The 16,554-nt window shown below is 62.7% G+C and carries 45 protein-coding genes; 20 read left to right on the top strand and 25 right to left on the bottom strand.

Annotated elements, in window-relative coordinates:
• Positions 1-25: 25 nt before the first annotated feature.
• The 25 genes from GN331_RS05030 to GN331_RS04910 form a co-directional block, all read right to left on the bottom strand.
• Entirely contained in the window at positions 26-649 is a 624-nt protein-coding gene (locus GN331_RS05030) for a hypothetical protein (protein WP_156640753.1), read from the bottom strand.
• Entirely contained in the window at positions 642-1,025 is a 384-nt protein-coding gene (locus GN331_RS05025) for a GIY-YIG nuclease family protein (protein WP_197427003.1), read from the bottom strand. The genes GN331_RS05030 and GN331_RS05025 overlap by 8 nt, the downstream gene beginning before the upstream one ends.
• Complete coding sequence (locus tag GN331_RS05020; RefSeq protein ID WP_156640751.1) at positions 1,018-1,368, bottom strand: hypothetical protein; 351 nt, start codon at positions 1,366-1,368, stop codon at positions 1,018-1,020. Before GN331_RS05020 ends, GN331_RS05025 begins: the two co-directional genes overlap by 8 nt.
• Positions 1,365-1,535 (bottom strand): hypothetical protein, encoded by a 171-nt coding sequence (locus GN331_RS05015; protein WP_156640750.1) that lies wholly within the window; start codon positions 1,533-1,535, stop codon positions 1,365-1,367. Before GN331_RS05015 ends, GN331_RS05020 begins: the two co-directional genes overlap by 4 nt.
• Positions 1,532-2,371, bottom strand: a complete 840-nt coding sequence (locus GN331_RS05010; RefSeq protein ID WP_197427002.1) for a hypothetical protein — start codon at positions 2,369-2,371, stop codon at positions 1,532-1,534. Before GN331_RS05010 ends, GN331_RS05015 begins: the two co-directional genes overlap by 4 nt.
• The gene (locus tag GN331_RS05005) at positions 2,368-2,550 is read right to left on the bottom strand and encodes a hypothetical protein (RefSeq protein ID WP_156640749.1); all 183 of its coding nucleotides are present in this window, start codon (positions 2,548-2,550) and stop codon (positions 2,368-2,370) included. The genes GN331_RS05010 and GN331_RS05005 overlap by 4 nt, the downstream gene beginning before the upstream one ends.
• Positions 2,547-2,990: a DNA N-6-adenine-methyltransferase gene (locus GN331_RS05000; protein WP_156640748.1), complete on the bottom strand. Its 444-nt coding sequence runs from the start codon at positions 2,988-2,990 to the stop codon at positions 2,547-2,549. The genes GN331_RS05005 and GN331_RS05000 overlap by 4 nt, the downstream gene beginning before the upstream one ends.
• The gene (locus GN331_RS04995) at positions 2,980-3,282 is read right to left on the bottom strand and encodes a hypothetical protein (protein WP_156640747.1); all 303 of its coding nucleotides are present in this window, start codon (positions 3,280-3,282) and stop codon (positions 2,980-2,982) included. The genes GN331_RS05000 and GN331_RS04995 overlap by 11 nt, the downstream gene beginning before the upstream one ends.
• 1 nt (position 3,283) lies before the next feature.
• The gene (locus GN331_RS04990) at positions 3,284-3,556 is read right to left on the bottom strand and encodes a hypothetical protein (RefSeq protein WP_156640746.1); all 273 of its coding nucleotides are present in this window, start codon (positions 3,554-3,556) and stop codon (positions 3,284-3,286) included.
• A gap of 41 nt (positions 3,557-3,597) precedes the next feature.
• Positions 3,598-3,873 carry a hypothetical protein gene (locus GN331_RS04985; protein WP_156640745.1) on the bottom strand — a complete coding sequence of 92 codons (276 nt, stop codon included), beginning with the start codon at positions 3,871-3,873 and terminating at the stop codon, positions 3,598-3,600.
• A 3-nt stretch (positions 3,874-3,876) separates the two neighbouring features.
• On the bottom strand, positions 3,877-4,278 hold the full coding sequence (locus GN331_RS04980; protein WP_156640744.1) for a putative PDDEXK endonuclease: 402 nt from the start codon (positions 4,276-4,278) through the stop codon (positions 3,877-3,879).
• A 184-nt stretch (positions 4,279-4,462) separates the two neighbouring features.
• Positions 4,463-4,720: a helix-turn-helix domain-containing protein gene (locus GN331_RS04975; protein WP_156640743.1), complete on the bottom strand. Its 258-nt coding sequence runs from the start codon at positions 4,718-4,720 to the stop codon at positions 4,463-4,465.
• 8 nt (positions 4,721-4,728) lie between these two features.
• Positions 4,729-5,043 (bottom strand): hypothetical protein, encoded by a 315-nt coding sequence (locus GN331_RS04970; protein WP_156640742.1) that lies wholly within the window; start codon positions 5,041-5,043, stop codon positions 4,729-4,731.
• Positions 5,040-5,417, bottom strand: a complete 378-nt coding sequence (locus tag GN331_RS04965; RefSeq protein ID WP_156640741.1) for a hypothetical protein — start codon at positions 5,415-5,417, stop codon at positions 5,040-5,042. The genes GN331_RS04970 and GN331_RS04965 overlap by 4 nt, the downstream gene beginning before the upstream one ends.
• Positions 5,414-5,839 (bottom strand): NinB/YbcN family protein, encoded by a 426-nt coding sequence (locus tag GN331_RS04960; RefSeq protein WP_425489264.1) that lies wholly within the window; start codon positions 5,837-5,839, stop codon positions 5,414-5,416. The genes GN331_RS04965 and GN331_RS04960 overlap by 4 nt, the downstream gene beginning before the upstream one ends.
• Positions 5,829-5,984: a hypothetical protein gene (locus GN331_RS04955; protein ID WP_156640739.1), complete on the bottom strand. Its 156-nt coding sequence runs from the start codon at positions 5,982-5,984 to the stop codon at positions 5,829-5,831. Before GN331_RS04955 ends, GN331_RS04960 begins: the two co-directional genes overlap by 11 nt.
• A 29-nt stretch (positions 5,985-6,013) precedes the next feature.
• Positions 6,014-6,193 (bottom strand): hypothetical protein, encoded by a 180-nt coding sequence (locus tag GN331_RS04950; protein WP_156640738.1) that lies wholly within the window; start codon positions 6,191-6,193, stop codon positions 6,014-6,016.
• The gene (locus GN331_RS04945; protein WP_156640737.1) at positions 6,190-7,035 is read right to left on the bottom strand and encodes a hypothetical protein; all 846 of its coding nucleotides are present in this window, start codon (positions 7,033-7,035) and stop codon (positions 6,190-6,192) included. The genes GN331_RS04950 and GN331_RS04945 overlap by 4 nt, the downstream gene beginning before the upstream one ends.
• Positions 7,036-7,053: 18 nt before the next feature.
• On the bottom strand, positions 7,054-7,665 hold the full coding sequence (locus GN331_RS16965) for a DUF559 domain-containing protein (protein ID WP_156640736.1): 612 nt from the start codon (positions 7,663-7,665) through the stop codon (positions 7,054-7,056).
• Positions 7,666-7,827: 162 nt separating this feature from the next.
• A complete protein-coding gene (locus GN331_RS04935; protein ID WP_156640735.1) occupies positions 7,828-8,025 on the bottom strand; it encodes a hypothetical protein in 198 nt (65 codons plus the stop codon).
• On the bottom strand, positions 8,022-8,282 hold the full coding sequence (locus GN331_RS04930; RefSeq protein WP_156640734.1) for a hypothetical protein: 261 nt from the start codon (positions 8,280-8,282) through the stop codon (positions 8,022-8,024). Before GN331_RS04930 ends, GN331_RS04935 begins: the two co-directional genes overlap by 4 nt.
• Entirely contained in the window at positions 8,279-8,434 is a 156-nt protein-coding gene (locus tag GN331_RS04925) for a hypothetical protein (RefSeq protein WP_156640733.1), read from the bottom strand. The genes GN331_RS04930 and GN331_RS04925 overlap by 4 nt, the downstream gene beginning before the upstream one ends.
• Positions 8,431-8,691, bottom strand: coding sequence for a hypothetical protein (locus tag GN331_RS04920; protein WP_156640732.1), 261 nt, complete (start codon positions 8,689-8,691; stop codon positions 8,431-8,433). Before GN331_RS04920 ends, GN331_RS04925 begins: the two co-directional genes overlap by 4 nt.
• Complete coding sequence (locus tag GN331_RS04915) at positions 8,688-9,113, bottom strand: hypothetical protein (protein WP_156640731.1); 426 nt, start codon at positions 9,111-9,113, stop codon at positions 8,688-8,690. The genes GN331_RS04920 and GN331_RS04915 overlap by 4 nt, the downstream gene beginning before the upstream one ends.
• Before the next feature lie 93 nt (positions 9,114-9,206).
• A complete protein-coding gene (locus GN331_RS04910; protein WP_156640730.1) occupies positions 9,207-9,428 on the bottom strand; it encodes a YdaS family helix-turn-helix protein in 222 nt (73 codons plus the stop codon).
• 83 nt (positions 9,429-9,511) lie between these two features.
• Here GN331_RS04910 and GN331_RS04905 point away from each other — a divergent pair, with 83 nt between their 5' ends.
• From GN331_RS04905 to GN331_RS04810, 20 genes are all read left to right on the top strand, one after another.
• The gene (locus tag GN331_RS04905; RefSeq protein WP_156640729.1) at positions 9,512-10,033 is read left to right on the top strand and encodes a hypothetical protein; all 522 of its coding nucleotides are present in this window, start codon (positions 9,512-9,514) and stop codon (positions 10,031-10,033) included.
• A 525-nt stretch (positions 10,034-10,558) separates the two neighbouring features.
• The gene (locus GN331_RS04900) at positions 10,559-10,759 is read left to right on the top strand and encodes a hypothetical protein (RefSeq protein ID WP_156640728.1); all 201 of its coding nucleotides are present in this window, start codon (positions 10,559-10,561) and stop codon (positions 10,757-10,759) included.
• Positions 10,756-10,977, top strand: a complete 222-nt coding sequence (locus GN331_RS04895) for a hypothetical protein (protein ID WP_156640727.1) — start codon at positions 10,756-10,758, stop codon at positions 10,975-10,977. Before GN331_RS04900 ends, GN331_RS04895 begins: the two co-directional genes overlap by 4 nt.
• Complete coding sequence (locus GN331_RS04890) at positions 10,974-11,117, top strand: hypothetical protein (protein ID WP_156640726.1); 144 nt, start codon at positions 10,974-10,976, stop codon at positions 11,115-11,117. The genes GN331_RS04895 and GN331_RS04890 overlap by 4 nt, the downstream gene beginning before the upstream one ends.
• Positions 11,114-11,305 carry a hypothetical protein gene (locus GN331_RS04885; protein WP_156640725.1) on the top strand — a complete coding sequence of 64 codons (192 nt, stop codon included), beginning with the start codon at positions 11,114-11,116 and terminating at the stop codon, positions 11,303-11,305. The genes GN331_RS04890 and GN331_RS04885 overlap by 4 nt, the downstream gene beginning before the upstream one ends.
• Positions 11,302-11,478 carry a hypothetical protein gene (locus tag GN331_RS04880; RefSeq protein ID WP_156640724.1) on the top strand — a complete coding sequence of 59 codons (177 nt, stop codon included), beginning with the start codon at positions 11,302-11,304 and terminating at the stop codon, positions 11,476-11,478. Before GN331_RS04885 ends, GN331_RS04880 begins: the two co-directional genes overlap by 4 nt.
• Positions 11,475-11,708 (top strand): hypothetical protein, encoded by a 234-nt coding sequence (locus GN331_RS04875; protein WP_156640723.1) that lies wholly within the window; start codon positions 11,475-11,477, stop codon positions 11,706-11,708. Before GN331_RS04880 ends, GN331_RS04875 begins: the two co-directional genes overlap by 4 nt.
• Positions 11,708-11,947 carry a hypothetical protein gene (locus GN331_RS04870; protein ID WP_156640722.1) on the top strand — a complete coding sequence of 80 codons (240 nt, stop codon included), beginning with the start codon at positions 11,708-11,710 and terminating at the stop codon, positions 11,945-11,947. Before GN331_RS04875 ends, GN331_RS04870 begins: the two co-directional genes overlap by 1 nt.
• Positions 11,944-12,153, top strand: a complete 210-nt coding sequence (locus GN331_RS04865; RefSeq protein WP_156640721.1) for a hypothetical protein — start codon at positions 11,944-11,946, stop codon at positions 12,151-12,153. Before GN331_RS04870 ends, GN331_RS04865 begins: the two co-directional genes overlap by 4 nt.
• On the top strand, positions 12,150-12,413 hold the full coding sequence (locus tag GN331_RS04860) for a hypothetical protein (RefSeq protein WP_156640720.1): 264 nt from the start codon (positions 12,150-12,152) through the stop codon (positions 12,411-12,413). The genes GN331_RS04865 and GN331_RS04860 overlap by 4 nt, the downstream gene beginning before the upstream one ends.
• Before the next feature lie 97 nt (positions 12,414-12,510).
• Positions 12,511-12,696 (top strand): hypothetical protein, encoded by a 186-nt coding sequence (locus GN331_RS04855; RefSeq protein ID WP_156640719.1) that lies wholly within the window; start codon positions 12,511-12,513, stop codon positions 12,694-12,696.
• A complete protein-coding gene (locus tag GN331_RS04850; RefSeq protein ID WP_197427000.1) occupies positions 12,693-13,211 on the top strand; it encodes a hypothetical protein in 519 nt (172 codons plus the stop codon). The genes GN331_RS04855 and GN331_RS04850 overlap by 4 nt, the downstream gene beginning before the upstream one ends.
• Positions 13,208-13,822, top strand: a complete 615-nt coding sequence (locus tag GN331_RS04845) for a YqaJ viral recombinase family protein (RefSeq protein WP_197426999.1) — start codon at positions 13,208-13,210, stop codon at positions 13,820-13,822. The genes GN331_RS04850 and GN331_RS04845 overlap by 4 nt, the downstream gene beginning before the upstream one ends.
• Positions 13,823-13,825: 3 nt before the next feature.
• Positions 13,826-14,071: a hypothetical protein gene (locus tag GN331_RS04840; protein WP_156640716.1), complete on the top strand. Its 246-nt coding sequence runs from the start codon at positions 13,826-13,828 to the stop codon at positions 14,069-14,071.
• Positions 14,072-14,321: 250 nt separating this feature from the next.
• Positions 14,322-14,570 carry a hypothetical protein gene (locus GN331_RS04835; protein WP_156640715.1) on the top strand — a complete coding sequence of 83 codons (249 nt, stop codon included), beginning with the start codon at positions 14,322-14,324 and terminating at the stop codon, positions 14,568-14,570.
• 26 nt (positions 14,571-14,596) lie between these two features.
• A complete protein-coding gene (locus tag GN331_RS04830) occupies positions 14,597-14,797 on the top strand; it encodes a DUF551 domain-containing protein (RefSeq protein WP_156640714.1) in 201 nt (66 codons plus the stop codon).
• Positions 14,794-14,967, top strand: coding sequence for a hypothetical protein (locus GN331_RS04825; protein ID WP_156640713.1), 174 nt, complete (start codon positions 14,794-14,796; stop codon positions 14,965-14,967). Before GN331_RS04830 ends, GN331_RS04825 begins: the two co-directional genes overlap by 4 nt.
• 59 nt (positions 14,968-15,026) lie before the next feature.
• Positions 15,027-15,635, top strand: coding sequence for a hypothetical protein (locus GN331_RS04820; protein ID WP_156640712.1), 609 nt, complete (start codon positions 15,027-15,029; stop codon positions 15,633-15,635).
• A complete protein-coding gene (locus GN331_RS04815) occupies positions 15,628-16,074 on the top strand; it encodes a hypothetical protein (protein ID WP_156640711.1) in 447 nt (148 codons plus the stop codon). The genes GN331_RS04820 and GN331_RS04815 overlap by 8 nt, the downstream gene beginning before the upstream one ends.
• A gap of 242 nt (positions 16,075-16,316) precedes the next feature.
• Positions 16,317-16,544, top strand: a complete 228-nt coding sequence (locus tag GN331_RS04810; protein WP_156640710.1) for a hypothetical protein — start codon at positions 16,317-16,319, stop codon at positions 16,542-16,544.
• The last annotated feature ends 10 nt before the right edge of the window (positions 16,545-16,554 follow it).

Genomic DNA, 16,554 nt, shown 5'->3' with positions numbered 1-16,554 from the left:
TGACAGGTCGGCCCGCCAGCCCATATCAGATAGAGACTTCAGCGAACGTTGTGCCAGTACGCAGCTCCCAGCGTGCGCGGAAGCCGGGGTCATAGCGCCCGACCAGAACCGACTCCAAGTCATGCTTGAAGTTGTCGATCAGCGACTTGGCCTCGCGCTCAACGTACTCGCGCACACGCCCGTATGCCTGCGAGCCGCAGCGATATTTGGCGCACCGCTTGTTGATGCCGGGAATCGCTTCACGGAAGGCGTCACCCCACCAGCTCGCTTCGCCCCACATGGCGAGTGCAGCCCCATCCTGGCCCGCCTGACGCCACCAGCGCGACTCGCGGTCAAGCACCACCTGAGGACGCCCGCGAGGCCCGCCTGCCGTGCTGGCAGCCTCCGCAGCCGTTCCGTGGCACCACGAAATGACTGACGCGATTGCTTGCGCACCCGCCAAGTCACCAGCGCGGCTAAACAGATATAGGTGCTTGGCTACAGGGTCTGACGAAACCAGATCGGCGGACCCAACCGCATAGGCGAACTCGTCGTCGGTCTGCCCCCACCACCAAGCACCAGCACGCGCGTCGAAGTCGGGGCCGTCGTCAGCCTTGTTGCGATAGACCGCACGCAGGTCCGCGATGATCTTCTCGACTTCCTTACCCACGTCGCGTCCTCCGCTGTCCACGTTTACCGGGAGCTGCTGATCCAAATGGCGCGGGGCAGAACGGGCGCACGTTCAACACCTCTCGCCCAAAAACTCGCAACTGATCGAGAGCGGGCAGTCGCATGAAGGGGTGGCACTTGAACCACTCGCCGCCGATAGCCTCCATCCCCTCCATTTCCGCGAGGGCCGTCAGCAACCCCCTCTCCGCCTTGTTCGGCGTGTCGGTCTTTGCGGCCTCCATGAAGTTGAGGCCGCCAGGGACCATCGTCCCGTACTGCTTCATCCGATCCTTGGGGCGGCATGACTTGCCCGCCTTGATGTAGAGAACATCAGGGTGCGGCTGGAATCCGCCGACGTAGATGTAACCCTCAGCCACTGCCCTTCCCCTTGGCGATCCCGTGAGAAGTACTCTTCGGCGGATAGGAGCCCGAAAGACTGCGCACGACTCGCTTGCGCGCATCGATTTCACCCCGCATGTCGTAGGCGTAGAGAGCCTTTTTCGCGGCGGCTACAATCAGGTCTTCGTCCGTCTTGACCCCACGGCCAAACCTGTCGATTAGCTCGCACTCGTGGGCAAGATCTTTCCCCCAGCGCACGATTCGGACGTGCCACGAACTGTTTTCAAAGCAGGACACGTCAAAGTGGCAGCCCTTCGGCGGATCAAGCCCGAACAGCACGCCGATGGCTGGTTTCGCAAACAGTCTCCGCAACCAATTCACTCTTCCCTCCCCTTGGCGGTCTGCGCCGCCTTGTCCTTCTGGATGCGCCACGTCGAGTACGCGGCGAACACCGCGCACCACAGCACCCACCCCCATGCGCCAACGTAGGCGAATGCCACCATGCAGGCGAACTGAAAGACGATTGCGCCGATGTGGAAGTAGGTCATGCAGCCCTCGCCAACGTGTATTTGTATTCCGCGTCCTTGTATTTCTTCCGCAAGAATTCCCCGAGGCTGATGCCCTCGTACTTGCGGCACAGGTAGTCCAGCGTCAGCGGCATCACGCAGTAATCGCCGTCGCGCACCTCGTTCAGCACGACGACGCCGCGCCAATGTCCCTGCCCCTGATTGCCCCGGTAATCCTCGTCGTGCAGGTACGCAGAGCCAGCCACCAGCCCGTGCCACGTCGCGCCCGATGCCTGGATGCGCGTGCCGTAGCGGAAGCCCTGCTCGTGGCCCTGCACGAAGCTCGTGCCAATCTTGTTCAAGCGGTTGTCGATGGAGCCGCCGATGGCGTGCGAGCTGTGGCTGCTCTGGAAAAAGTGCGAGTACAGAACGCCGTCCTGCCACACGCGATCAAGGAACGGGCGACGCTCCCAATCCAGCGTGCGCATGTGATGCTCGCCAATCGTCCCTGCCCACTTCGGCGCACTGTTTACCGCTCGGTTGATGCGGTTCTCGTGGTTGCCGAAGCAGAACACCTTGCGCGGATTCCACTGCTTTTCCTTGTTGCGCTTCAGGCGGGCGCGCTCGGTCTCCATCGGAATCGTGAGCCGAGCGAATGCTTCGTTGCCCGACTCAATGTCGTCCTCGTAGCGGGCGCCCTCCATCTTCATGCTGCCAACGCCGTCGTGCATCGACAGGCTCGGCATGTCCCAATGGTCGCCAATGTGGACGACGCAATCGGGGCGGTATTCCACGATGGCCTGCGCGATCCAGTCGATGTGATCGGTCGCGACGCCTGGCCGGATCTGCGTGTCGGGAATCAGGAAGTGGCGACTCATGCGCCCCTCCAGTACGTGAGCGCCGCAGAGAACCCAAGCAGCGCAACCTGCACCGACACCCAGCCGCCAAGGTTGCTCGGCGCGTCGTAGCGGCACCAATTCCACTTCAGGCCGATCAGCGAGAACGTGCCGAAGTGGCCGAGGCGTGGTGCGTGGACGTTGAGGGACCAGCGCTTCATGCGGCTCTCGCTTCGGTGACGGGCTGGAAGATGACGACCGCGCACGGGAAAGGCGCGCTGTTCTTGCTGCCGCCGAACTTCAGGCGCCCGCGCACATAGCGAATCTCGCCCTTCATCGCGTAGTCGTGCCACCAGCGCGTGTCAGTGCGGCTTGGCACGAGGCACACGACGGTTGCACCGGCCTGCGCGCTCTCGTAAGCCTTCCGCATCCAGTCGCCAATGACGCGGCCATACGGCGGGTTCATCCAGCAGACGCCTCGCCACTCCTGCGCGAGTCCGTCATTGGTGGCGGTGAAGTACCGTGCGCACTTCGCGTTCTCGTCAGTCGCGCACACGTCCAGCTCAAAGCCGAACTCAGCGTTCAAAGTGTCGAAGAAGTCCTGCGGAGTCGCCCACAGGTCGGTGGCGCTACTGGCCCACACGGCGCGATCAATCCCCATGGCACGTCCCGTTCGCGCAGCGATACCCCGGAAATTCGTCGTCATCGAAGACCGGCACGGGCGGCGTGTTCTCGCTCAGCGTGATGGTCTCGCGGTCGCGCAATGCAGCGCGGGCCACGTCTTCTGGCACGCCCTCTATCGGGTCGTATGCGTCGGGATTCACCGACTCCAGAAGGTTCTGCGCCACCCTTGCGGCGGCGAGGTTCGGCAAGCCATTCTTGCGTAGCGGGATGTCAATCCAGACACGAAGGTGCGTCCCGCTGTCGATCCATCCAGTCACCGGGGCGGCCATGTCATGCCACCTTTCGCCAGTGCTTGCGCGAGGTCTTGCTAGCGCGATGCGCTCGCTTCGCAGCGTTTCGTCCGATATTGCGGACCTTGCCCGGATCGGGCGATACCCCAAGGAACTCGACGCAGCCGAATCGCCGCACGTCGCCGCCGATCTGCTCGGCCCAAACAACTTCAAGGGTCTTGCTAACGTGGATGAACTTCTCGCGCGAACGAAGGAACTGCGCGAGCGATCCGCCGCCACTGTTGGGGCGCTTTACGTCGTTGGGCTGCTTCATCGCCGGGTCCTGTTGGTTGTCCCGGCTTCAGACAGTAGGCGCTATCCCGCTACTGGTGTCGCTACAAGTTGGCGCGCTTTCCGTGCGCGCTTGCGCACCCATGCCTCCGACTTGCGATGACGCTCGGCCATCACCTTCGCGTCGGTGCGTTCGTAGTCCAGCAGGAATTGACGCTCAGCACGATTCCGCGCCTCGTCTGCAATCGCCCCCAGCTCCAGCGCGGTCATCAGGTGGTTAGCCTCGCGGCGCGACACACCCATCTCCACGAGTTCGTCCACGCGGTCCAGCACCCATTGGTGAAACAGGCCGTAGTTCATGGTCTACCCCTTGTGTTCTCGCACGATCAGGAAGAATCCGTCCGGGCTGAGATCCATCGTGTAGGTGAGTTCGCGCCCCCACTGGTGACCGCTCTCCCACGCTTGCGGGATCGGCACGCGAAAGCGCCAACCCTTGCGCGGCACCTTGTAGGCGAGGCACGGCAGCGGGCGAAGTTCGTGACGCGATGCCGCAGCGACGATCTGCCCCCACCACGACTTCAGGTTGAGCGTGGCGTGCGACTTCGACTCCACGAGGTACGGGCCGACGAGCTGCTCAATGTCGCCCTCCTGCGCCTTCTGGTACTGCTTGAGGTTGCGGCTGAAGTCGCCCCCGAGGTTGTCGCGCAGCAGCGCGCACAACTCGCGCTCGCACCTGGCGCCCTTGTTTCGGCTGAAGGCGCCCACTATTCGGCCTCCTCAATTTCCGACTCGTCCCACACCTCGCATGTGCATTCGCGAAGCACTGGCTGCGCCCCGAACTTGCAAAGCAGGTAATCGAAGTCAGGGCAGAAGTGCCACCCTTCGCGCATCTCGGACTTAGTGAGCCGCCCGTCTTCGGCCGTCATTAGCTCGTCCCAGCGATCACGGTTCATTCGCCACCCGCCTTCGACTCGCGCAGGGCTTGGATGCCTGCTTCGGTGATGGTGTACTGCGTTTCGTGTTCGCCGGTAATCAGCCACCGCGCATCTATGGCGGGCATGGCCCTGAGCATTCGCGCCAACGTGGTCGCGTTGGGGCGGATGTTGTCGTTGACCATCTGGCTCAGATTGGCCGGGTAGGTTTTTGCCTGCCGCGCCAACTCGGCCTGAGTCATGCCAGACGAGTGGATTGCAGTCTTGAGTCGCATTCCAAAGCTCACAGCCCACCCCCAATCATCGCCACGCCAAAGCGCGGGTTCGGTTGCACACGACGCGCCCACTTGCGGAAGCGGATGCAGTCAAGTTGCTCCAGCAAGTTCATGGCGGGCAGCGGAGTCGGCTTGACTGCCGGACGACGCACCAGCGAACCAGATCGTCTCTGGCGCCCGTACAGGCAGTTCCAAATCTGCGTGCACTTCTTGCAGACTGAACGACGGTTCTGCGGCCGATCCGAGCGCCACGGAAACTCCGTCTCCGGCTTGCACTCGCGGCACTTCGTGCATTGCTTGTCGCTGATGTACGGTTCGATCATTCTTCGTTCTCCAGCAGCAGGTCTTGGTACGCCTGCCATGCTTCGGTTCCGCGCCCCATGTTCGGCAGCACGTCGTAGGTCCATTCGCGGAAGTCGGCCGCGTGCTTGAAACTCGGGCCGAACTCGTGGCGCATGTCGTCGGTGGAGTAGCCCTCAACGATTCGCCCGTCGTGGTGCCACGCGCACATGGCGACTACGCAGTCCTGCCCGAGCTGCTTCTGGCCGTGCCAGTCGCCAAGGTTGCGGTGGTGGATGTGCGTCTCGTTCGGTTGGTGCTGCTTGCGGAAGCGGCACACGACGCAGCCCAATTCGCGGGCGCGGTCTTGGTATGCGCGCTGCGCCTTGGTGGCGGTCTTGCGGCGGGCGAGTGTCATGCGGCTTTCTCCCTGGGATACACCAGCGCCACGCCATGCTTCGCGTAGTGGTCCTGTATGTCCGTCATGCACTTGTCCAGTTGCTTCGTCGTCATGGCTGACGTAACCGGCAGAATGTCCATCGCGATCAGCTTGGATTCGTAGGGCAGCGGGCGGACTACGCGGTCGTATGCGTCACGGAATTCTTCGTCTTCAGCGCGCAGCAGCGGGACGCCGAAGTGGAGCTTGCAAAACCGCTTCACGCCGCGTTCGTCGTCCTCGCGCAACTCGCGAGCGACCTGGCCGAACCAACCATGCAGGACCGCGTTCTGCTCCACGCTCCGCTTCTTCCCGGCGACGATCTTTACCTGCACGAACCGATGCACCCGGTACTGCTCGCGCAGTTCGCCGATGGCGGATTGGAGGGATGTGTCACTGTTCACGATCATGTTCTGCCCTCTGTTTCAACTCGTCCAACGACTTACTGCACTTCACCAACACCCCGCGACGCGACAGCACGTAGACCGGGCCGGGATGCGTCTTGCAGATGCGCCAGCCGTCCTCCCCGTCGATGTAGAAGTCGCGCATCGGCTCGCTCCACGGTGGCTTCGTCCAGATCACGCTGCCTTCCGCAACGTCTTGCGCTTCGGCGCAGATGCAGCGGTGCGTGCTGCCTGCCCCATCCACGCAATCGCCGTCGCCAGCGCCACGCCCCCGTACTCCGCTATCTCGTTTGCGTTGCAGCCTTCACGCATGAACATCCACACCATCTCCGTGGTCAGTCGTTCGCGTTTCATGTGGAACCCCTGTGCTTCGCAACGGCCTTCTCGCGAGCAGCCAACGCTTCTTCGTCGGTCATGCCGCCCGAGCGGACCATGTGCGCAATCCAATTCAACTGAGCCTCCAAGGGCGACTCACTCGGCCCCTTCGGCTTGCCGGATGCCGGATGCGAAGTCGGCGGAGTACCCGCGCCCGACTTGCCGGACTTGTCCTGCTCCTGGCCGAGCCAGCGCGTCACGAAGCGGAGGATTCCCGCCTTCGTCTTGCGGTTGGCAGGGTTTGCAATAAGCCAGCCGCGCATCTTGCGGAGCTGTGCCAGCACGTCCACGGCGGGATACAGGTCGGTGAACTCGCGCACCTGCTCCGGCGTGACCGGGAACTCCGCTCCTGTATTCAAAGGGAGGGTGATCGCCGGGGGCTGGGCCGCTGGCGGCGCTGCCCCATTACTTTCGTCTTCGAATACGCCTCCGACTACGCCTCCGACTACGGACGCGAGTGACTGACCATTGCCCGTCAGTTGCCCGTCATTTGTGTTCCACCCGTCAGGGAGGGGGTACTTCGGGGCCGCATTCCGGGTCCGCTGTTTGAACTTCGGGATGGCGATATACGGCCTGCCCTCGTCCTCGTATTGCAGGATCAGGGAATGCTCGGCCAACTCACGCAGCCATTCCCCAACCTGGGAAGCCGTCACGTCACGCAGGGGCATACAGCGAGCCCGAACGATGACGGGGCGACCGTCGTACAGCCCGAAGTCGTCAGCGGTGACGATCAGGCGATAGAACAGGGTTTCCGCTTCGAAGGACACGAACGACAGCGGTTCGCTTGTCGTGATTCCCTCTCGGATGATCCTGCTCGGCATTCCCCTTCCCCTTCGTTCTTACATCACTTCGCAAGATGCTTTGCAGACCGCTTCTTGGATTTGGAGGAAACACGCCTCGCAATCCCTGAAGATCTCGGACCCTGTGAACCGCATGACGGAGACGCCAGCCAGCAGCAGGTCGCGGTCCCGTTTCTTGTCTCGGGCCGCCTGCTCTTTCGTCTTGTCGTGGTAATCGTGGCCGTCGCATTCGATGGCGATTCGGCGCTTGCCCTTGAAGCCGCGAACCAGGATCAGGAAGTCAACGCGGTACGAGCCGACCTGAACCTGCGGCATGACCGAATAGCCCCACTCGTCCTCTCCCCAGCGGTAGTCGTCGTCGAACCAGGGTTCGTGGCAGGCATCGACGAAGCCGAAGAAGTCGGCGTCAAGCCAGCACAACCAACCAGCCATCGTCTGTTCGATGGGGCTCTCCACGCCGCAATTGAACAGCGAGTACAGCGCGTGATGGCGTTCGGCGATCTGCTCGCCCCAGTCGATTTCGTGACGCTCCCACAACTGAAGCGGGTCGCTGGCGAAGTAGCGCCCGCACGCTGCGGCCCAGCCCTTCCTGGCGTTCTCGGGGATTCCGAGGTCGTCCCAGTCCGCGTAGAAAACATCCGGTTCCGTCACGTCATTCCCCTTTCCCAATCCCCGCCACAACCCAATTCGCCCGCACCCACTCCATCGCCTTCCCTGTCGTGCAACATCGACACGCGACCTTCGCGCGACGTTCGGCAAGGTCTGCTCGGGGTGCTGTGCGCCTGAGCAGGAGGCGCCAGAGGAAGAAGTTCTTCATGGGCGCCGCATCCCCACGTTTTCGATCCACTCGGCCACCGCCTGCGTGGTGTACGGGTTGCGCTCGGCCCACTGCGCCAGAGCCTTCTCGCGCAGCTCGTGGCCCCACTCGTCCGCCTGGAGTGCCGCAGCGCGAAGGTCGTCAGCGATGCGGAAGCACATGGCCTTGCGGTATTCCTTCCACGGGTCGCTCATTTCGGCGGCTCCACCAGCGCGACGCGCTTGCCGTGCATGGCACACACGCGAGCGCTGGTAATCGCGTTATCCAACGAACTACCGTTGGCGATCAGCGCCACGTCAGGCCCCTCGCCGTCGATTTCCACAATCGGCGCCGACTCCATCGCTTTCACGAGAGCTAGAACTTCGTGGCCCTCATTGAAGGCGAAAGAGAGCCACACCTTGAAGTCGTATGGATTAGCCAGCGCTTCTTCCAGCTTCGTTGCGATGCTCATTGCGGAAGGCCCCGCGTCTCGTCCATCGCATCCAGCATCGCCAACCGGCCTGCTTCGTCGTCGGTGGCGCGTTCGATGGGTTGCGTGAGCCACTTCGGGAGAGCGATCACGAAATCGGAAAGGTCGAATTCGGTTTTCAGTTGTGCGTTCATGCTTTTGACCTCGGGTCTGGCAAGACGGTGACGACGAAGCCACGTCGTGCTTGGTGGCAGACAAAGACGGCCCCGCACGGCGCGACCACGTAGTAGGTGCCGGGGCGACGGCCCAAGCCGTGCTTAGTGATAAGCGTGCGAACCTTTCGCGGCGCGGGCTTAGCAGCGTTGAATTCGCCCGCCATGTCGCGCCCCGGGAAACGCTCCTGCCAACGCTTGATCGCGTGCGGAGTCGGCTGGAAGGTGTAGACGCTCATGCGACCCTCCGCTGTTCGGCAGGCGCGACTTCCAGCATCAGCAGCAACGCCGCCTCTTCGCGCTTGTTCTCGGTTTCCTTGCCGTTGAGGCGGGCGTTGAGCGCGATGCGCTGCTGCACCTGCTCCCTGAGGTTGCAGCCCGTCACCTGCGCGAATCGGTCGTAGTGCTTGACCGGCATGTACGCAGCGCCCTTGGCGTAGGACGACAGGTGGTTGTCCTGGCGCCATCCGCACAGACGCGCAATGTCGATCTGGCGATAGCCGAAGCGACGCTTGGCGTAAGCGATGCTCAAACGGATGGCGGTGGCCTCGGGCTGATCGCTGGCGACACAGAGCGTCACCACGTCATCGGGCATATCGACGGGGGCTTCTGCGCCGGTCAGATACGAGGCGCCAAAACCGCGAAGAAGTGCTTGTTTCATGGGCTTCCGGTGACCTCCACTTTCTTCCGATAACTTCCGACGACCCTTTAGGTAAAAAAGAAGGCGAACCCCAACGGAGTCCGCCTCATGAAGTCACTTCAACCGCTTGCGCTTCTTACCCACGTCCGCGATCAATTCGGCGCACGGAACACCCGTCGCCTGCTCGATCTTCAGTGCGTACTTCGGGCTGGCCCAGCCGCGTTCGGTCCAGAACCAAACCTGCTGAGCTGCGAGGTCGAGTCGGCGGGCCAGTTCTGCTTGAGTCCCGGCGGACCGGATGGCCCGGTCGATGGCGCTTTGCCCGTTAGGTTTCATACGGGCATCTAAACACAGTGTTCAGTAGTGAGTCAACGTCTTGTTCATTGCCTCCGATGAACGGCAGGGCCGAAAATAAACAAATGGTTGACTCCACAGACTTCAGTTCCCGCCTCGACGCGGCGCTGGCCATGAACGGGCTCACGAACGTGACGTTCGCGGGCTTGCTCGGTCCCAATGGTCAACAACTGGTCTATCAGTGGCGGTCGCGGGGGAAGATTGGCGCACCATCAATACCTCGGGTGCGCAGCCTGCTACCAAGAACGAACATCGACTGGTTGCAGGAGGGACACGGCCCCGCTGAACGAGTCAGCACCGACCTAAACCATCCACAACCGAATGGTCCCAAAGGGTCTCGTATAGCGAGATTGGATGTGCATATGCTGTCACAAGCACTGGGGGTGCTTGAGGCGCTGGAGTTCAAGCTCAAGCCTGAAAAACTCCGAGTGCTGGATGCTGCGACTCGGCTGCGGGATTTTTACGAACGCCTCTCCGCTGGAGAGATGATGGCCGACCTGATCGCGCAGATTTTCAATGATGACGAACAGGGGAAATACCATGCACACGAGCCTGGCGATGTTGGGGGAACCTCCGCAGGAAGCTAAGGTTGTCGAGTTGTTCCCGACGCCCGCCCTTCGCACCGTACCGCCACTGACTGACGACGAGATCTGCAAGCTGCGGGTCTTCATGGCGGAATTCGCGATCATCCGGGCTACCTGCCCCATCGCCATTAGGTCGCTATCGAAGACCTGACCTCCCTGTTCAAGCGCTAGACCGACGAGCCTCGCCCCCGCGAGGCTTTTTTATTGCTCAGGAACCTAAACAGCCGCGCCGTTCGTCGGCTCGACTAAACGGTCTGTTGACTCTCTACTGAACATCGTGTTTACTAGCCCCATAGCCCGCAGCTGAAGCGGGCGAGGGTTGGCAGAGATGGAAGGCACGCGAGTTCCGTACCGCCGCAACTATCGACCGAGTGTCGAAGAGTGCGAGCGCCAGATCGTGTGGGCGTGGCTGGACCTGTGCAATGAGGTCAGGACGCCGCGCACTAACTCCATCGCTGGCGTGTTGGCTACCCGCCTGCACGACTACGCGGTCCTCCGTGGCCGAGCGATTCGTAGGGAGGCGCGCGCATGAGTGCTTTCGAGCGCGGCTACCAAGCCGGATATCGCGCCGCTCTCGGCGCAGCCGCTGCGGAGTGCCGCAAGCACGCTGAAGCGCTGGATCACGGCGGAAACACCTACACCCGTTACGGCGACGCCATCCGGCTTGCGAGTGCTGTGCTGGCGATCAACGTCCCGGCAATCGAAGACCACGCGGGAGAGACCGCATGAGCCCCGTGAACGTTCTGGCGGTAATGGACGGCGCGCGTCGCACCATCTCCGCACAATCGAAACTCTCCGACGACGTGATGGCGCATATCGCCGACGACGTTGCGAACGCCCGAGCCGCCGTGGCCGAGCTGATCGAGCGGGTTGATTACCTGTGCAGGACAGGCGAGGGAATGATCGCTCTCCGCGCTGCACTCAAGCACGTGCGAGGTGACGCATGAACACCGCCCACCTCTCCGGCGCTGAGTGCAGCGATCACGGCAAGCACGAAGACCCCCGCTACGACATTCCCGCCCTTGTGTGGGCGTCGCTGATTGCGACCGCGCTGCTGTGGTGCCTCTGGCAAGTGGTGCGTCCGTGAGCGTCCTCTCTGATCGCTACATCAACGCGATGGTCAGCGGGAATACCGAACTGTGCATCGCAATCGAACGGCAGACCGGCCTGTTCGGTTACCCGCCGGAGATCGTTTCGATTGGCCTGCGGGCGATTGACGAAGGCCGCGATCCGGATGCAGCCATCGGCGCATACATCGACGGAGAAGTCCCATGAGCGACTTCCGCGCGCTACCGCACATCCCCGAAGGCGTCGAGCCAGGCTTCGCGCATGTCACCCAGCGCAGCGAATCCCCGATGACGCAAGCCGCGCTGGACCTGTGGGCTTTGCAGCATAAGGCGGCGTGCGTGATGCGCCGCGCATACGAATCGAACGGAGACGGCCTGTGAACACCGAGCGCAAAGTTGATGTGCTGGCGGTGATGCGGCGCCTGATTGACGATCAGAAGGAGGCGTGGGGCGTTGCCGACGACGATCTTGTCGAAGCAACCGTCGCGGTCGGAGAGCTGATCGCGGACATGCGCGCCATTCTCGCGGTGGCCGAGCGCCGCCATACACCGACATTCAATGTAATCGCGGACACCGCGCGCCGGTCACTCGCGCACGTAGGAGACATCTGATGTCCAGATACCACCACCTCTCCCCCGCCTACGACAGCACCGACGACGCGCTCGGCTGGCTGCTCGCACTGCCGGACGCCGAGCTTGCGGACTACGCGCGCTATCGGTTGCCGGACGAACTGCTGGCGAAGCTGGCCCGCGCGTACTTCCCGAATGTCGCTGACGAGTATCGCGAGGGAATCCTGGCTGATTCGCGCGAAGCCTACGACGACGCTGCACGAACCGGAGCAGAAGAATGAGCCGCGAAACCTACCTCGCAGCCGCCGAAGAACTCGGTCTGGCGAACGACCCCCTGATCCGCGACGTGATGAGCCTGCTGTACGCGGCCAACGAAGCGGAGCTGAAGCGCTACGCGGAAGAAACCGCACGCATCGGGCGGATGCACAGGGCGCTGGGCGACGAGCCTCCGGCGATGGCTTGTGGTGAGCGGAGGGCGCGGAAATGAGCGCCCATTCGCAAGGCCCGTGGACTCTGCGCGATAGCGAAATCCCCGAATGGCAGAACCCGCTTCAGATTGAGGACGTTCATGGTCTGTGCGTCGTCTCGCTGGAACGAGGGCGACTGCACGACGCCGAATCCAACGCGCGCCTGATCGCCGCTGCTCCCGAAATGCTGGATGCGCTTGTCGCAGTTGTTGAGGGCGGCGCGGACAGCGTTGGTGGCATCGACCTGCATACGCTCATCGCGAAGGCAACGCAGCCATGAACTTCATCAGCACCCACTTCCTCCTGCTGATCGCCCTCGTGTGGCTGGTGGGCGGCGTAGCGATGGACATGTACGAGAACCGAAAGGGGATGCACCTGTGAGCGACTACTACGAAGCCCTTGTCGCCAGCGGCGCAACCCACGACGAGGCTGCCCGCCACGTGTACGCGAACGACATGCAGGCATGGCGCAATCGCGAGCATCCGATGTACGGGCGCCTGGCGCCGGAGAACGATTCCGAATGGTGCGCGTTCGTCGCGCAGACCTGTGGAGAGTCACCGTGAACACCGACAAGACCCACTACCGCAAGGCGTTCGACTCGCCGTATCTGTCGAGCGCGGACATTACCGAGCCGACCACGCTTACGATCAAGCGCGTGGAGCTGGCTGGCGACCGCACGAAGAAGACCAAGGACAAGTTCAACACGGCGCATTTCGTGGAGAAGGAGCTGCGTCCGGGCGAACCGCTCAAGCCCATGATCCTCAACGCCACCAACTCCAAGACCATGAAGCAGCTCACGGGCTCGGCGTTCATCGACGACTGGAACGACGTACGCGTCACGGTCTACGTGGACCCGTCCGTCAAGTTCGGCAAGGACACGGTGGAGGGCTTGCGCATCAGCCCGCGTCCGCCGGGTCGCAAGCAGTTGATCCCCGCCAACGAAAAGGGCTGGGCCAACGCGAAGGCTGCGTTCCTGCGCGACGGCAACTTGGACGCCGTGCTGGGTCGCGTTGAGTTGAGCCCCGAACACCAGGCGCAGTTGATTGCCGAATGCGCGCAGCAGTCGGAGGCCGCGTGATCTTCCACGACGTTGAACAGAACACGGACGAGTGGCAGGCGCTGCGACTCGGCAAGGCCACCGCCTCTAAGTTTGCCTGCTTCATGGCGAACGATGGCAAGGCGTGGGGCGAGCCTGCGAAGGAATACGCACTGCAACTCGCGCTGGAAATCGAAACTGGCCGGAAGGCTGAGAACGGCTTTAGCAACGAACACATGGAGCGCGGCCACGAACAGGAGCCTGTGGCGCGGATGCTGTACGAGGAAGAGACGTTCACCGACGTAGGCAATGGCGGATTTTTCTGCTGGGGCCGCTGGGGCGACTCACCGGACGGACTGCCCGGTGATGGCGTGGTGGAGATTAAGGCGGTCATCGCCAAGACCCACTACGCCACGCTTCGGCGCGGATCTTTCGACCCGTCGTATCGCTGGCAGTTGGTCGGCCACCTCGACTGCACCGGCCGCGATTGGGTGGACTTCGTTTCCTACTGCTCGGACTTCCCCGAGGGTCGCCAGCTCTACGTCTACCGCCTGACGCGTGACCAGTGCGCCGACGAACTGAAACGCCTGCAAGACCGCCGCGCCGCCTTCATCGAATTGGTCGATGAAACCCTTTCCAAGATCAGGAGCTAAGAAATGGCTTACGACAACACCAACACGTTCACTCTCTTCGTCAACGACAAGGATGGCAACGACAAGCGCCCGGATCGCTCCGGCACGCTCAACGTCGATGGGGTCGAATACTTCATTGACGGATGGATCAAGCAGGGGAGCAAGGGGCCGTTCCTGAGCGGCAAAATCAAGCGCAAGGACAGGCAAGGCAGCGAGAGCAAGCCCGTCCAGGCTGCGGCGGAATTCGCCGATGACGATGTGCTGTTTTGACCCACGTCTAACCGCAGTCCGCACTCACCATATTCAAGCGAGGCTAATTCATGGACATGGGAACAATTTTGCTCAGAACTCTTGGCGTCGTAATCCTGCCGCTGTTCCCAATGTTCGTGGGCGTGGCTTGGCTCATTGAGTTCATGTACGGGTACGGCGCACCGGTTCAGGAGTGCGCGGTGGACGTATGGGAAGAGTGGCGCCGCGAGTTTTGGGACTAATTCCGCAGTCCGCACTCAAGGAGAGGAACGTGAGCGATTTTTACGGTGACGGGTCGAGCCTGCCGAAGCTGCACGACGACCCGCTGACGAATGCCGAAATCCTGATCGGCGCGCTGTGTGCGCGGCTCGACGTGGCGCGGCAAGCGTTGGCCGATGCCGCTGCGATGCAGGTTGTGCAGCCGCCGCTGGTGCGCGTCAAGCAGAACGCCGCGTGGGCGGTGAGCGAGACGGACCCGGCTCGGGTGCTGCCGCGCTCGGCAACCTACGCAGCCGCCTAACCGGCGCACTCAAGGAGAGGATGGGAATGAAGTGGGAACCGATTGAGACCGCGCCGAAGGATGGCCGCGACCTTTGGCTCTACACGCCGAATGATGAGCCCGCTCAGGTCGTCGGATATTGGGCTGATTCGTTTGGCGGCTGGAACTGGCGCGATTCCGTGATCGCCGAGATGGCAAGCGAAGAAATGCAGCCGACCCACTGGCAAGAACTCCCGGAGGCCCCATGACCGCTCAATACGACAACCTGACAACGGCCGCCGACCACGCGGAATCTTGCGCCTGCCTTCGCCCCGGCGATGCGGAGTGCAATTGTCACCTTGCCTACGGGTTCGCGTCCACCGAGGCGATGGACGAACGCGACGCTGCGCAGCGCGCGGCACTTAGGGAGGCTCGCTGATGGGCGGCACGACTTCTACCCCGTGGGCCACTCAGGGGGCGGCCGTAGTGCAGCGCGCAATGGATGCACTGAACGCCCTCATCCTGACCGCAACGCCGGACCAATTCGACCATTGCATCGCAACGAAGCACGCAATCGCTGACGCATTCTCCGCGCTCACCGCCCCTGCCGCCTCGCCGCGTGATGGGGAGTTGGCGCGACTGCGGAAGATCGAGGCGCGCGCCTGGCACATGCTCGACAACGCCATCGACCTCGACGACGCGACTCTCGGCATTGAGCGCAACGACCCGGATTACAAGGCCCTGGACGCGATGCTGCCGGAGGACTGCCCGCATTGCACAATCGAAGCCGCCGCGCCCTCGCCCGCCACGGAGCAGGCTGGGGCGGAAGATGACGACGAGCCGATCTGCTGCAACGGACGCGATTGCGGGTGCATGGGCGCGACGCGCGGACAAGAGCGCGCGTGGGCCGAGCGCCTGCGACCTGCCGCCCCCGTTGGCGCGGATGCGGTGGAGCGGGTGTCGGCGCTGGTCGTGAAGTGGCGCGAGCGTGCCGATGACCTCGCGTTCAATGACGTTCACACGGAAACACTGGACGCCATCGACACGTGCGCCGACGAACTAGAAGCCGCCCTCGCCGCCGCTACGCAGGAAGGTTCCCATGACTGACCTCCCGCAAGATGCGCTGCGCGAGTTGCGCGACGAATACGAACGCGCTGGCGACTATTGGGGCGAAGGCCCCTATGGAATCGACGAGGAATTGCTAAAGCGGTTCGACGCCGCGCGCGGAACCCTGCAATCCGAACTCGCCGCCCTGCGCCAGCGGTGCGAGAAATTCGAACGCGACTACGGCGCCGCGACGATCAGGCTCGGTCAACTGGCCGACCAACGAAACGCCGCAATCGCCCGCGCCGAGCAAGCCGAACGCGATGCGCTGCGGCTTGACTACATCGAACGGACGTTTTCCGGCATGACGAACCGCGAGCGATATTTGCCCGTGCAGATGATTTGGGGCAAGGGATCGAACGGCCGGACGCTACGCGAGGCGTGCGACAAGTACATGGCCCGTGAGGCTGCCAATACCAATGGGGGCCGCCAGGATGGGTGATTTGATTCGCTTGATGGACAGGCCGTCCACTCTCGGCGGTTTCTTCGCGAGAGAGGCGTTCTGCAAACAGAAGCCTCACCTTCGCCGTCGCGGCGCGCATTGGCACTGCCAGCGCAGGCCCGGAGGCCGCATCGCTTGCGGCTCGCATCCAGTCGTCACGTACATCAACTGGATTCGCTACTGCTGGTTTGAGGAAGCGCAGCGACGTGCCACCCCTCAGCGCGCACCCGAGGATCAGACGAATGGCTGACCGGATTTCCACGTCGAAGGTGCTGCTGATCCAGTACGGTCCCACGATGACGCTGGCGCAGTTCAAGGCGGCCTTTATGCCGTCAGTGACCGAGAAGACGGTCCGCAACCAGGTGGCCCGTGGCGACCTTCCTGCGCTGATTGGCGGGGTGTTCGATACGCAGCAGATTGGCGACTGGTGGGAGTCCCGGTGTACCGGGGCTGCACCAAGGGCCGCGTAACCTCATGGAA

Origin of the sequence: Noviluteimonas gilva (assembly GCF_009740395.1) — a bacterium.
GTDB classification, from domain to species: Bacteria; Pseudomonadota; Gammaproteobacteria; order Xanthomonadales; family Xanthomonadaceae; genus Noviluteimonas; species Noviluteimonas gilva.
The sequence above is the reverse complement of the archived record's forward strand: the minus strand, read 5'-3'. Positions and strand labels throughout refer to the sequence as shown.